Annotated in this window: 12 protein-coding genes and 1 tRNA gene; 8 read left to right on the top strand and 5 right to left on the bottom strand. The window is 66.4% G+C overall.

Going from position 1 to position 12,881, the window contains the following annotated elements; translation table 11 throughout:
* Nucleotides 1–719, top strand: a 719-nt coding sequence (locus tag LY44_RS17975; protein ID WP_170126697.1) for a LamG domain-containing protein, incomplete at its 5' end; no start/stop codon positions are given.
* Between the two features lie 597 nt (nt 720–1,316).
* On the opposite strand, the gene LY44_RS12255 is transcribed toward LY44_RS17975, so the two are convergent.
* Nucleotides 1,317–1,406, bottom strand: a tRNA-Ser gene (locus LY44_RS12255).
* Nucleotides 1,407–1,661: 255 nt separating this feature from the next.
* On the opposite strand from LY44_RS12255, the gene LY44_RS12250 reads away from it, so the two are divergent.
* From LY44_RS12250 to LY44_RS12220, 7 genes are read left to right on the top strand one after another with little or no spacing between them, the layout of a single operon-like run.
* A complete protein-coding gene (locus LY44_RS12250; RefSeq protein WP_055213008.1) occupies nt 1,662–2,576 on the top strand; it encodes an SPOR domain-containing protein in 915 nt (304 codons plus the stop codon).
* A 12-nt stretch (nt 2,577–2,588) separates the two neighbouring features.
* Nucleotides 2,589–3,749: a D-alanyl-D-alanine carboxypeptidase family protein gene (locus tag LY44_RS12245; protein WP_055213006.1), complete on the top strand. Its 1,161-nt coding sequence runs from the start codon at nt 2,589–2,591 to the stop codon at nt 3,747–3,749.
* 4 nt (nt 3,750–3,753) lie between these two features.
* On the top strand, nt 3,754–4,374 hold the full coding sequence (gene tmk / locus LY44_RS12240; RefSeq protein WP_055213004.1) for a dTMP kinase: 621 nt from the start codon (nt 3,754–3,756) through the stop codon (nt 4,372–4,374).
* A complete protein-coding gene (locus LY44_RS12235; protein ID WP_055213002.1) occupies nt 4,371–5,480 on the top strand; it encodes a DNA polymerase III subunit delta' in 1,110 nt (369 codons plus the stop codon). The genes tmk and LY44_RS12235 overlap by 4 nt, the downstream gene beginning before the upstream one ends.
* Before the next feature lie 16 nt (nt 5,481–5,496).
* Nucleotides 5,497–6,294 (top strand): TatD family hydrolase, encoded by a 798-nt coding sequence (locus LY44_RS12230; protein ID WP_055213000.1) that lies wholly within the window; start codon nt 5,497–5,499, stop codon nt 6,292–6,294.
* Entirely contained in the window at nt 6,287–7,087 is an 801-nt protein-coding gene (locus LY44_RS12225; protein ID WP_055212998.1) for an MBL fold metallo-hydrolase, read from the top strand. Before LY44_RS12230 ends, LY44_RS12225 begins: the two co-directional genes overlap by 8 nt.
* Nucleotides 7,087–8,037, top strand: a complete 951-nt coding sequence (locus LY44_RS12220; protein ID WP_055212997.1) for an AEC family transporter — start codon at nt 7,087–7,089, stop codon at nt 8,035–8,037. The genes LY44_RS12225 and LY44_RS12220 overlap by 1 nt, the downstream gene beginning before the upstream one ends.
* Before the next feature lie 196 nt (nt 8,038–8,233).
* Here the strand turns inward: LY44_RS12220 and LY44_RS12215 are convergent, their stop codons facing one another.
* From LY44_RS12215 to LY44_RS12200, 4 genes are all read right to left on the bottom strand, one after another.
* A complete protein-coding gene (locus tag LY44_RS12215) occupies nt 8,234–9,187 on the bottom strand; it encodes an ABC transporter permease (protein ID WP_055212996.1) in 954 nt (317 codons plus the stop codon).
* A 12-nt stretch (nt 9,188–9,199) separates the two neighbouring features.
* The gene (locus LY44_RS12210; RefSeq protein WP_055212995.1) at nt 9,200–10,465 is read right to left on the bottom strand and encodes an ABC transporter permease; all 1,266 of its coding nucleotides are present in this window, start codon (nt 10,463–10,465) and stop codon (nt 9,200–9,202) included.
* 101 nt (nt 10,466–10,566) lie between these two features.
* On the bottom strand, nt 10,567–11,640 hold the full coding sequence (locus LY44_RS12205) for an ABC transporter substrate-binding protein (RefSeq protein ID WP_055212994.1): 1,074 nt from the start codon (nt 11,638–11,640) through the stop codon (nt 10,567–10,569).
* A gap of 112 nt (nt 11,641–11,752) precedes the next feature.
* Nucleotides 11,753–12,856 (bottom strand): ABC transporter ATP-binding protein, encoded by a 1,104-nt coding sequence (locus LY44_RS12200; RefSeq protein ID WP_055212993.1) that lies wholly within the window; start codon nt 12,854–12,856, stop codon nt 11,753–11,755.
* Between the last annotated feature and the right edge of the window lie 25 nt (nt 12,857–12,881).

The following is a 12,881-nucleotide window of genomic DNA, read 5'->3' as shown; positions in this document are numbered from 1 at the left end:
GTGAAATCGGCTGGGTCGAGCCGATGATCCCCGGCGTGACGCTGTTTCAGGATGCGGCCGGGACGATCCCGGTCACCGCGGCGGGGCAGCCGGTGGGGCTGTCGAAATTCACCGCGGGCGGGCAGATCGGCTTCGTGCAGGCGACGGCGGCCAATCGCCCGATCTATCAGCTCGATGCGCAGGGCCGCGGCTGTCTGGCCCATAACGGGCTCAACCAATGGATGGCGGCGGCCGCGATCGCCTGGGGGTCGGACGAGGCCACGATCTGCGCGGGGGTGCGCAAGCTGTCGGATGCGGCCCAGGGCGTCGTGTTCGAGACGGGCACAAACTCTGGCGGTGGCGGGGCGGAGAGCGGCGTGTTCGCGCTGCTGGCGCCGCGGACCGCGGCCGATTTCGGAGTGAATTTCAAGGGGTCGCAGCTTTCTGCCGCGACCAGTGCCGGTCAGGCCGCGCCGAAAACAGTGGTCGTGACGGGCATCGGCAAGATCTCGGAGGACATCGAATTGCTGCGCCTCAACGGCGCACAGGTAGCGCAATCCACTGCGGATCAGGGCCTGGGCAGCTACGGCACCTATCCGCTGTACGCCGGGGCTCGGGCCGGGACGGGGGTGTATCTGAACGGCGCCCGCTATCCGTCGGTGGGCCTCAACCGGCTGCTGACCGAGGCCGAGCTGGCGCAGCTGGAGGCCTGGGTGAACGCGCGAACGGGGGCGTTCTGATGGCGAGCACCTGCATTGCGGTGCCTACTGCCCACGTCGAAGACTGGTGCGGATCGGCGCGCCTTTGGACACCGTTTAAGGGGGCAAAAACGTCTACTTCACGCAAACGCGTCTGCTGCAAATATCTGTGGCACGCACTGCAAAAATTCGTGGCGCGCTACACTGCTGCAAATATCTGTGGCACGCACTGCAAAAATTCGTGGCGCGCTACAACCCTTTGAACACCTGTTTTTATTGACGTTCTCGGCGTTCATCGCCTTGGCCGCGGCGGGGCCTCGACCACCGCTGGATTGCCCGCAATCGGCCGTTTTCCGCATCACTGCATGACATGGCTCGCGGCAGTCCTCGACGGCGCTCTGTGCCCGTAAGCCCTTTGTTTTATTGACCCATCCAAGGTCTTCCGCCTTCAGACGGCCTCTTCCGGCTTCCTGCAGAATGTCGTGTCAAACAACACACGCTGCCCGATTCGAAGGGCAAACGAGGCTGCCTCTACAGATCGCATGTGTGGAAAACATGTGGGGGAGACATGTGTGGAAGGTCATCGCCACCCCAGCTCAAGTCATTGATTCAAAACAATTATATCGAGGATCTGGGAGTTGGCGGAAGCGGTGGGATTCGAACCCACGGAGGGGTCTCCCCCTCGCTGGTTTTCAAGACCAGAGCCTTAAACCACTCGGCCACACTTCCTTAGCCCCTGCCCTAACCGCTCTCACGCGATTCTGAAAGCTTCCGGCAAACGAAATCCGCACCCGCCGCCCGCACGCGCTTTTCTTGCCGCGCCGAACCCGCTACAGTCGGCGCGAAACGCCGGGGCGGCGGCGGCTGACCCCGGTTCGGAACGGTCCCGCCAAGGGGCTGCGGCAACAACGGCCGAGGCCGGACGACGGGCCGGGACGGCCTGCGGTCGGGACTGGCGGAACGAACGGGCAGGGGCAGACGGGCATGACAGGATCGATGCGGTGGGTCTTGGCGCTGGGAGCGGCGCTGACAATGGCAGGATGCCAATTGACGGGGGACGGCTCCGCCGCGACCGAGGCCCCGAAAGACGGCGCGACACCCGCCGCCACCTCGGCCCGGATCGTCGAGCGCGATGTCGAGGCCCCCGAGGTGTTTTCGGCCAATGATGCCGGGCTTTGGGACGGGCGGCCGTCGCTTGGCGGCGTCTGGGTCGCGCATCCGACGGTGAAAGACCCCGAACGGGTGATCATCCGCAACCCGGCCAATGGCAAATTCGTCATCGGCGCGCTGTTCCGCCGCGAACGCGAAAACCCGGGGCCGAAGCTGCAGGTCTCCTCGGATGCCGCCGCGGCGCTGGACATGCTGGCGGGGGCGCCGACGAAGCTCTCGGTCGTGGCGCTGCGCCGCGAGGAACAGGCCGATCCGGCCGCAACCGCCGCCCCGGTCACGGACGCCCTGCCCCCGGCCGAGGATATCGCCGCGACGCCGCTGGCCAGCGCGCCGCCGCGACCGGGCGCGAAACCCGCGGCCACGCCGCCGAAGGGCGCGGGCAAACCGGGCCCGGGAAAACCGGGCGCCGAGATCGCCGCCGCGGCAGGCGCAGCCCTTGCCGCGACCGAGACCGCACCGCAAAAACCCGCCGCAACCCCGGCCAAGCCCGCCGCGGCGGGCAAGGGCTTCGTGCAGATCGGCATCTTCTCGCAGGAGGCGAATGCCAAACGCGCCGCCGACCAGCTGAAGAAATCCGGCATCGCCAGCACGATCCGCACCGAGACCGCCAAGGGCAAGACCTTCTGGCGCGTCGTCGCGGGGACGGCCGGATCGGCCGCCGACAAGGCCGCGCTGCTCGCCAAGATCAAGGGCCTCGGCTTCCCCGATGCCTATGCCGTCTCAAGATAAGGACGCCCCGCCATGTCGCCCCTTCGACTGCTTGCCCTCGCCGCGCTTGCGGCGCTGACCGCCCTGCCCGCCGCGGCCTTCGACACCCGCGCCCGCACCGCCTGGGTCTATGATCTGACGACGCAGACCGTGCTTTTGGAAAAGGACGCCGATATCGCGGTGCCGCCCGCCTCGATGTCGAAGCTGATGACGCTGAACATGCTGTTCGAGGCGCTGTCCGAAGGCCGGGTGACGCTGGACACCACCTTTGCCGTCTCGACCAAGGCCAAGCAGATGGGCGGCTCGACGATGTTCCTCAATGAGATGGACCGGCCGAGCGTGCGCGAGCTGATGCAGGGCGTGGTGATCAATTCGGGCAATGACGCCTGCGTCGTGGTGGCCGAGGGGCTCGCGGGCTCGGAAGGCGCCTTTGCCGCGGCGATGACCGAACGGGCGAAGATGCTGGGCATGACGCGCTCGACCTTTGCCAATGCCTCGGGCTGGCCGCATCCCGACCAGCGCATGTCGATGCATGATCTGGGCATTCTGGCGGTGCGGCTTATCACGCAATTCCCGCAATATTACCCGCTCTTTGCCGAGACGCAGTTCAATTACAAGAACCGCGCCCCGGCGAATGCCAACAACCGCAACCCGCTCTTGAAGATCGCCGCCGCCGACTGGCATGCCGACGGGCTGAAGACCGGCCATACCGAGGAGGCGGGCTACGGCCTTGTCGGCTCGGCGGTGATGGGGGATCGGCGCATCGTCTTCGTGATTTCCGGGCTGGCGTCGGAGGCCGACCGCGCGTCGGAGGCCGAGGCGGTGGCGAACTGGGCGTTTCGGCAATTCGTGATGAAGACGGTGGCAGAAAAGGGCACGCGGCTGGCCGAGGCGCCGGTCTGGCTGGGCGCCGAGGCCAGCGTCGGGCTGGTGCCCGCGGCCGATGTCGCCATGCTGATCCCGGCGGGCGCGGCCGAGGGGGTGAAGGCCGAAGCGGTCTTTGACGGCCCGGTCACCGCGCCGGTGACCGCGGGGACCGAGCTTGGGCGGTTGGAAATCACCGTGCCGGGGCTGGGCCTGCGCAAGGTGCCGCTTGTTGCGGAAACCGACGTGGCCGAGGGCGGCTTCCTTGTGCGCTTCGCCGCCGCCGCGGGCCGGCTGCTGTCGCAGACCCGCCAGATGGTGGCCGGCTGAGCCGATGTTCATCACCTTCGAGGGCATCGACGGCTCGGGCAAATCCACCCAGGCGCGGCTTCTGGCCGAGGCGCTGACCGGGCTGGGCCGCGATGTCCTCCGCACCCGCGAGCCGGGCGGCAGCCCGGGGGCCGAGGAAATCCGCGCCCTCGTGCTGCAGGGCGATCCCGACCGCTGGTCGGCGAAGACCGAGATCCTGCTCTTTACTGCGGCGCGGCGCGACCATCTGGAGCGCACCATCGAGCCCGCGCTGGCTTCGGGCCGGGTGGTGATCTGCGACCGCTTCGCCGACAGCACGCGGATGTATCAGGGGCTGTCGCGCGGCGATCTGCGCGGACTTGTCGATGAGCTGCACCGGCTGATGATCGGGCGCGAACCGGACCTGACCTTCCTGATCGACATCGCGCCCGAAGTGGGGCTTGCCCGCGCCAAGGGACGGCAGGGCCATGAGGAACGGTTCGAGAATATGGGGCTGGCGATGCAGGCCCGGATGCGCGACGGCTTTTTGACCCTTGCGCAGGAATTTTCCAGCCGTTTCAAGGTGATCGCGGGCGATCGCGCGCCCGGCGCCGTCGCGGCCGAGGTGCTGGCGCTGACCCTTGCCGCGCTTGAGGCCCGCGCATGAGCCGCGACGAGCTTCCCGATCCGACCCAGGTCGAAGGCGCCCCGCATCCGCGCCAGACCCTGCATCTCTATGGGCAGGAGAAGGCCGAGGCGGATTTTCTGAGCGCTTTCACCTCGCACCGGCTGCATCACGCCTGGATGATGACCGGCCCGCGCGGCGTCGGCAAGGCGACGCTGGCCTGGCGCCTCGCGCGGTTCTTGCTGAGCCAGCCGCTTGACGATGGCGGCGGGCTCTTCGGCACCCCCGAGCCCCCGCGCAGTCTGGACTGCGACCCCGATCACCCGGTCTGCCGCCGGATCATGGCGGGGGCCGAGCCGCGGCTGTTCCACCTCAAACGCGGCCCGAATGACAAGGAAACCGCGCTCTCCGAAGACATCCGCGTGGTCGAGGTGCGCAAGCTGACCTCGTTCCTGCATCTGTCGGCGGCGGACGGTGGGCGGCGCGTGGTGATCGTCGATGCCGCCGACGAGCTCGCCACCGCCGGGGCCAACGCGCTGTTGAAACTGCTCGAAGAGCCGCCGCCTCTGGTCACCTTCCTTCTGGTCACGCATCAACCGGCGCGGCTTTTGCCCACCATCCGCTCGCGCTGCCGCGAATTGCGGCTGGCGGCGCTTGCCCCCGAGGATCTGGCGCAGGCGCTGGCAGACGCGGGCGCCGAGACCGAGGACACGCTGGCGCTCTCGGCCCTTGCGGGCGGTTCGGTCGGCGAGGCGATCCGGCTGATCAATCTCGACGGGCTTGACGCTTACCGCGCGCTCGTCGGGCTGATGCCCGGCCTGCCGCGGATCGACCGGCAAAAGGCCTGGGCGCTGGCCGAGGGCATGACCGGGCGCGGCAACGAGGCGCGGTTCGATCTGATGCTCGGCCTGATGGATCTGTTTCTGGCCCGTCTGGCCCGCGCCGGTCTGACCGGGGCGCCGCAGCCCGAGGCCGCCCCGGGCGAGGCCGCGCTGCTGACCCGGCTTTGCCCCGATGGCGCGGCGGCGCAGAAATGGGCCGGGCTGCATCAGGATCTGGGCGCGCGGGCACGGCATGGCAAGGCGGTCAACCTTGACCCGGCGACGCTGGTCATGGATATGGTTCTTGCCATCAACGCCGCGCCCTAGGCGGCAGGAGAGTCCCTTGACCGCGCCGCTTCCGCTTCTTGTCGACAGCCATTGTCACCTTGATTTCCCCGACTTCGCCGAGGAACTGCCCGAGGTCGTCGCCCGCGCCCACGCCGCCGGGGTGAGCCGGATGGTGACGATCTGCACCCGCCTGCGCAGCGTGCCGCAAGTCCGCGCGATTGCGGAAAGCTACGAGGGCGTCTTCTGGGCCGCGGGCACCCATCCGATGAGCGCCGCCGAAGAGCCCATGGCAACGGTCGAGGAACTGGTCACGCTTGCCGCGCATCCGAAATTCGTCGGGATCGGCGAGACCGGGCTTGATTATCACTACACCGCCGAAAGCGCTGAAATCCAAAAGGTTTCGCTGCGGCTGCATATCGAGGCGGCGCAGGAAACCGGCCTGCCGCTGATCATCCATTCCCGCGCCGCCGATGACGACATGGCCGCGATCCTGACCGAGGCGATGCGTGCCAAGCCCTTTGGCTGCGTGATGCATTGCTTTTCCTCGGGGCCGGAGCTGGCGCGGGTGACGCTGGAACTGGGCTGCTATCTGTCGATGTCCGGCGTCGCCACCTTCCCCAAGAGCCAGGAAATCCGCGACATCTTCAAGACCGCGCCCTTGGACCGGATCTTGCTGGAAACCGACGCGCCCTATCTCGCCCCCCCGCCCTTCCGCGGCCGCAGGAACGAGCCCGCCTATACCGCCCATACCGCAAGGATCGGTGCCGAGGTCTTCGGGCTGTCCCTGCCCGATTTCGCCGCCGCCACCAGTGCCAATTTCGACCGTCTTTTCGCAAAGGCCCGCCATGGCTGACCGGCTGCGCTTCACCATCCTGGGCTGCGGCTCCTCGGGCGGCGTGCCGCGCATCGGCGGCCATTGGGGCGAATGCGATCCGGCGAACCCGAAAAACCGCCGCTCGCGCTGCTCGCTGCTGATCGAGCGGATCGGCGCCGCGGGCATCACCCGTGTCCTCATCGACACCTCGCCCGATCTGCGCGAGCAGCTTTTGCGCGCCGAGGTGGCGACGCTCGATGCCGTGGCCTTCACCCATCCCCATGCCGATCACCTGCACGGGCTGGATGACATCCGGCAGATCACCTTCAACATGCAGGCGCGGCTGCCGGTCTGGGCCGATGATCCCACGACCGAGGCGCTGATCAACCGCTTCGGCTATGCTTTCGTGCAGCCCGCGGGCAGCGCCTATCCGCCGATCTGCGATCTGCAGACGATCGACGGCCCCTTCAGCGTGACGGGGGCGGGCGGGCCGGTGACGCTGGTCCCGTTCCGGGTTATCCATGGCAACATCCCGGCGCTGGGCTTCCGCATCGGCGGCCTGGCCTATCTGCCCGACGTCTCGGCCATTCCCGACGACGTCTGGCCGGTGCTGGAGGATCTCGATATCTGGGTGCTGGATGCGCTGCGCCGCAAGCCCCACCCCAGCCACGCGCATCTGGCGCTGTCGCTCGACTGGATCGCCCGCACCCGCCCGCGCGAGGCGGTGCTGACGAACCTGCATATCGACCTCGACCATTCGGATCTGGAGCGCGAAACCCCCGCCCATGTCCGCGCCGCCTATGACGGGATGGTGCTGGAACTCCCCCTCTGATGTCGGCGCTGATCGACGTCATCCTGCCGGTCTTTCTGGTGATCGGCTTTGGCTATGTCATGGCGTGGAAAGGGCTTTTCAGCGCGACGGCAGTCGAGGGGCTGATGCGCTTCGCGCAGAATTTCGCGGTGCCGGTGCTGCTGGCCCGCTCGATCGCCACGCTCGATCTCTCCGCCAGCTACGACCCCGGGCCGATGCTGTCCTTTTACGCCGGGGCGCTTTGCTGTTTCGGCATCGGCAGCCTTGCGGCGCGGATCTGGCTGAAACGCACGGGGCCGGATGCGGTGGCGATCGGCTTTGCCTGCATGTTCTCGAACTCGCTGCTTCTGGGCGTGCCGATCACCGAGCGCGCCTATGGCCCCGAGGCGCTGGCGGGCAATTTCGCCATCATTTCGTTTCACTCGCCCTTCTTCTACACGGTGGGCATCGTGGCGATGGAATGGGTGCGAAGCCACGGCACCGGCGCGGGGCTTTCGCGCGTGGGGTGGAACGCGCTGACTGGCATCCTGCGCACGCCGCTCGTCATCGGGATCCTCTGCGGTTTCGCGCTGCAGGCCTTTTCGGCGCTGACGGGCCAGCCGATGCCCGGGCCGCTGATGGCGGCGATGGAGATGATCGCCAAGGCGGCGCTGCCCGCGGCGCTTTTCGGTCTGGGCGGGGTATTGCTGCGCTACCGCCCCGAAGGCGACTTGCGCGCCATCGCCATGGTCACCGGGCTGTCGCTGATCGTGCATCCGGGCATCGCCTACGGGCTGGCGCATGGCGTCTTCGGCGTGCCGACGGCGGGGCTGCGCTCGGCGGTGCTGACGGCGGCGATGGCGCCGGGCGTCAACGCCTATCTTTTCGCCAACCTTTACGGCACGGCGCAGCGGGTGGCGGCCTCCAGCGTGCTGATTGCCACCGCGCTCTCGATCGTCTCGATCTGGGTCTGGCTCGCGATCCTGCCCTGAGCGCGGAGAGGGGGGCGCTGCCCCCCGTCCCTGCGGGACTCCCCCCGGGATATTTGGACCAAGGTGAAAGGGGAGGCGCAGCCCCTGCCCTTCTGGTTTCACCTTGGTCCAAATATCCTCGGGGGGTGAATTTTGCGCAGCAAAAGAGGGGGGCAGACAGCCCCCCTTTTCTGCGGTTCGGATCTGGCAGGCCCTGTCAGGCCGGGCTCACGCCGCGCAGCCGTTCCGAGCGGCGGCGCAGCAGTTCCACCACCGTCAGCAGCGCCACCGAGATGATCACCAGCAGCGTCGCCACCGCCAGGATCGCCGGGCTGATCTGTTCGCGGATGCCGTTCCACATCTGCCGCGGGATCGTCTGCTGGTCGTTCGCCGCGATGAAGAGCACCGCCACCACCTCGTCAAACGAGGTGACAAAGGCGAAAAGCCCGCCCGAGACCACGCCCGGCATGATCAGCGGCATCTGCACCCGGAAGAAGGCCGTGCGCGGATTGGCGCCCAACGAGGCCGCAGCACGGACCAGCGACTGATCGAAACCCGAGAGCGTCGCCGTCACCGTGATGATGACGAAGGGAATGCCCAAAGCCGCATGGGCCAGGATGATGCCCGGATAGGTGCCCGCCAGACGGCCCCATTCGAACCGGCCCTGCGCGTCGATCCCCGGCACCCATTGCCCGGAATAGAAGAAGAACATGCCGGTGGCCGAAATGATGATCGGCACGATCATCGGCGAGATCAGCACGGCGGTGATCTGCTTGCGCCAGGGCATTTCGGGCCGGGTCAGGCCCAGCGCCGCGACAGTGCCGAGCCCGGCCGAGATCAGCGTGGCGAACACCCCGATGATCACCGAATGTTTCGTCACCTGCACCCAGGTCGCGTTTTCCCAGAAATCCCACCAGAAGGCGATGACGCGCGGCGCCTCGGGGTTCTGCATCCCGAAGGTGATCAGGCTGTCATACCAGCGCAGCGAATAGCCCGCGGGATCAAGCGTCATCATCTTCTCGGTGAAGGTGAAATAGGGCTCGGCGTTGAACGACAGCGGGATCACGATGATGATCGGCGCGATCAGGAACAGAAGGATCAGCGCGCAAAGCACCAGATAGGTGTAGTGCCACAGTTTCTCGAGCGGGCTTGCGTAGACGGGAAGGGCCATGGGCGTGTCCTCTCAGCCGAGCTTCATCTTGTCGATGCCGACGATGCGGTCGTAGATCCAGAAGAAGATCAGCACGACGATCAGCAGCTGCGCGGCAAGCGCGGCGGCCAGCGACCAGTTCAGCGATTTCTGCATGTGGAAGGCGATCAGGTTCGAGATCATCTGACCATCGGCGCCGCCGACCAGTGCGGGGGTGATGTAATAGCCCATCGCCAGGATGAAGACCAAAAGCCCCCCCGCCCCCACGCCCGGCAGCGTCTGCGGCAGATAGACCCGGCGGAAGGCGGTCCAGGAGGTCGCCCCCAGCGAACGGGCGGCGCGGACATAGCTGGGCGGGATCGTCTTCATCACCGAATAAAGCGGCAGGATGGTGAAGGGCAACAGGATATGGGTCATCGCGATGATCGTGCCCATCTGGTTGTAGATCATCTGGATGCGGCCCTTGTCATCGATCACGCCGATCCAGACCAGCAGATCGTTCAGCACGCCCTGTTGCTGCAACAGCACCATCCAGGCGGTCGTGCGCACCAGAAGCGAGGTCCAGAACGGCAACAGAACGAAGATCATCAAAAGCATCGCCTTGCGCATCGGCAGCGTCGCCAGCAGATGCGCGATCGGAAAGCCGATCAGCAGGCAGATCGCGGTGATTTCCAAAGACAGCGTCAGCGTGCGCAGCATCAGCTTCTTGTAGACCGCCTGGCCCTCGGGGACCGGGACGATCGCGCCCTCGGCGTCGCGCTTGAGATCGTTCGCCGCCAGATAGAAATCCATCGTGAAGGGCGAGGCGGCCGAGCGCATCGCGCGCCAGACATTCGGATCGCCCCATTTCTTGTCCAGCTTGAGGAAGGCCTCCTTGTAGGGCGGCTCCATCTTCTCGGCGCCGCGCGCCGCCGCGGTGAAGAGCGAACGCGTCCCGGCGACGTCGTAATTGACCCGGGTGCCCGCGACGCCCGCGGTCTTGTTGCGCTTCATCTCGACCAGATCGGCATGCAGCGCGGCATAGGCGGTCTCGTCGATCGCGCTGCCGGGCGGGTTGGCGTCGAACCAGGCGCTCAGCGCCGGAACATGGGCGGAAAACCCGTCATTGTAGACGGATTTCAGCAGCATCTGCCCGATCGGCACGATGAAGCTGATCAGGATGAACAGAAAGAGCGGCGCAACGAGCAGGAAGGCACGGCGGCGGCGCACGGCCAGGGATTCCGCCAGAGCCGCCTTGAGCGGTCGGCCGTCGGCGGTGGTCAGAGGCGCATGGGAAAGGTCAGCGGTTGCGTCGGTCATTCGGTTCCCCGGTCATGCAACGATGCCCCGCCGCAGCGGGCTGCGGTCGGCGGCAGGACAGGACGGGGTTGCCCCCGTCCTGAAACACTCGGATCAGGCGATCAGCCGGCCAGCCAGGCGTTGAACTTTTCGTTCAGCTCGGTGTCGTGGTCGGCCCAGAAGGTCGGGTCGGTCCAGATCGGCGCTTTCATGTTTTCCGGGCTGGTCGGCATGTAGGGCGCCATCTCGGTCTTGCCGTCCTGGTAAAGCCCGACGAGCGCGTTCGAGGATTTCCGCGCCGGACCGTAGGAGATCCATTTCGCCTGATCGGCCAGACGCTGGGTGTCGGTCGAGAAGGCGAGGAATTTCTTCGCATCTTCCATGTTCGGCGCGCCCTTCGGGATCACCCAGAGGTCGTAATCCATGTAGGAGCCGTCCCAGACCGTGCCGAAGGGCTTGCCCTCGGCGACTTCGGCGGCGAAGAAGCGGCCGTTGTAGCCGTTCGTCATCACCACTTCGCCATCGGCCAGAAGTTGCGGCGGCTGCGCCCCGGCTTCCCACCAGACGATGTCCTTCTTGATCGTGTCGAGCTTCGCCAGAGCGCGTTTCACGCCCTCGTCAGTGCCCAGCACTTCATAGATCTGGTCGGGGGCGACGCCATCGGCGTAAAGCGCCAGTTCCATCGTGCGCTTGGCGGCCTTCAGCATGCCGCGCTTGCCCGGATATTTCGCGGTGTCGAAGAAATCCGCCACCGTCGTCGGCATGACATCGCCGACCTTGGTCTTGTCATAGGCGATGACGGTCGCCCAGACGATGCTGGCCACGGCGCAATCCTGGATCGCGCCCGGCACGAAATCTTCGGTCGCGGGAGTGCCATCGGGGGCGGCGGGCAGCATCGCCGGGTCGATCGGCTCGAGCAGGCCCTCGTCGCACATCTTGATCGCGTCCGACAGTTCGACATCGGCCAGATCGATGGTGACGTTGCCCGCCTCGGCCTGCGCCTTGAGCGGCGTCGCCGGGTTGTCGGCGTCGATCGAGTTGATCTTGACGCCGGTCATCGCGGTGAAGGGCTTGTGATAGGCCTCGACCTGGCTGACCGTATAGGACCCGCCCCAGGACACGACATTGAGTTCTGCCGCTTGCGCGGCGGCGGAAACGCCGGCCAGCGCGGTGGTGACGATCAGAAGTTTCTTCATGAGGTTACTCCCTTGTTGGTTGCTCTGTTGGTGGTTCCGCCTGCGGATGTTCCCCCGCTTTGCGGTGATGCGGCGGGCTCGCCGCATCGGATGTCGTCCCTCGGTTCCGATCCTACATCGGTTCCAGCGCGCGCGCATCGGCCGGATGCCAGCCGATCTTCACATGCTGACCGGGATGCAGCTTGGTCTGGCCGATCGTGTTGCGCGATTTCATCACGAAATCCGTGCTGCCCGCAACCTTCATCCGGGTGCGGAAGATGTCGCCCATGTAGATCACTTCCAGCACTTCGGCACCGATCATATGGGCGCCCGGCGGCATCATCTCGGGCTTGAATTCCACCCGTTCGGGGCGGATCGAGACCAGGGTCTGCTGTCCCTTGTGGCGGATGTTGACCGGCGTCGCGTCGATGATCTCGCCGGTGGCCAGCCGCACCAGGCATTTCTCGCCGTCCAGCTCCTCGACGGTGCCGGGCAGCTTGTTGTTCTCGCCGATGAAGCCCGCGACGAAGCTGTTCTTCGGCCGTTCGTAAAGTTCATCCGGCGGGGCGAGCTGCTGGATCCGGCCATCGTTGAACACCGCGACGCGGTCCGACATCGTCAGCGCCTCGCCCTGATCATGCGTCACGTAAACGACGGTCAGGCCCAGGCTGTCATGCAAGTGCTTGATTTCGAACTGCATGTGTTCGCGCAGCTGCTTGTCGAGCGCGCCCAGCGGCTCGTCCATCAGCACCAGCGCCGGATCGAACACCAGCGCGCGGGCCAGCGCCACGCGCTGCTGCTGCCCGCCCGACATCTGCGCCGGACGGCGGTGGGCGAACTTGCCCATCTGCACCATGTCAAGCGCGCGCATCACCTTGGCCTCGCGCTCGGCCTTGCCCATGCCCCGCACTTCCAGCAGAAAGGACAGGTTTTCCGCCACCGTCATGTGCGGGAACAGCGCATAGTTCTGGAACACCATCCCGATGCCGCGCTTGTGCGGCGGCAATTCGTTGATGTTCGTGCCATCGAGCAGGATGCGCCCGTTCGTCGCCGTCTCGAAGCCCGCAAGCATCATCAGGCAGGTGGTCTTGCCGGAGCCCGAAGGCCCGAGCATGGTCAGAAATTCGCCCTTCGCAATCGACAGGTTCAGGTCTTTGACGACAAGCGTCTCGCCGTCATAGCTTTTCTGCACATGGTCGAAGACGACGAATCCTTCGTCGGTCGTTGTCGCAGTCAATGCGGGCTCCCCGTGGTTTTTCTGA

This window comes from Rhodobacter capsulatus (assembly GCF_003254295.1).
GTDB lineage: Bacteria > Pseudomonadota > Alphaproteobacteria > Rhodobacterales > Rhodobacteraceae > Rhodobacter > Rhodobacter capsulatus.
Note: the sequence above shows the minus strand (reverse complement) of the source record. Positions and strands in the feature narration are given on the sequence as shown.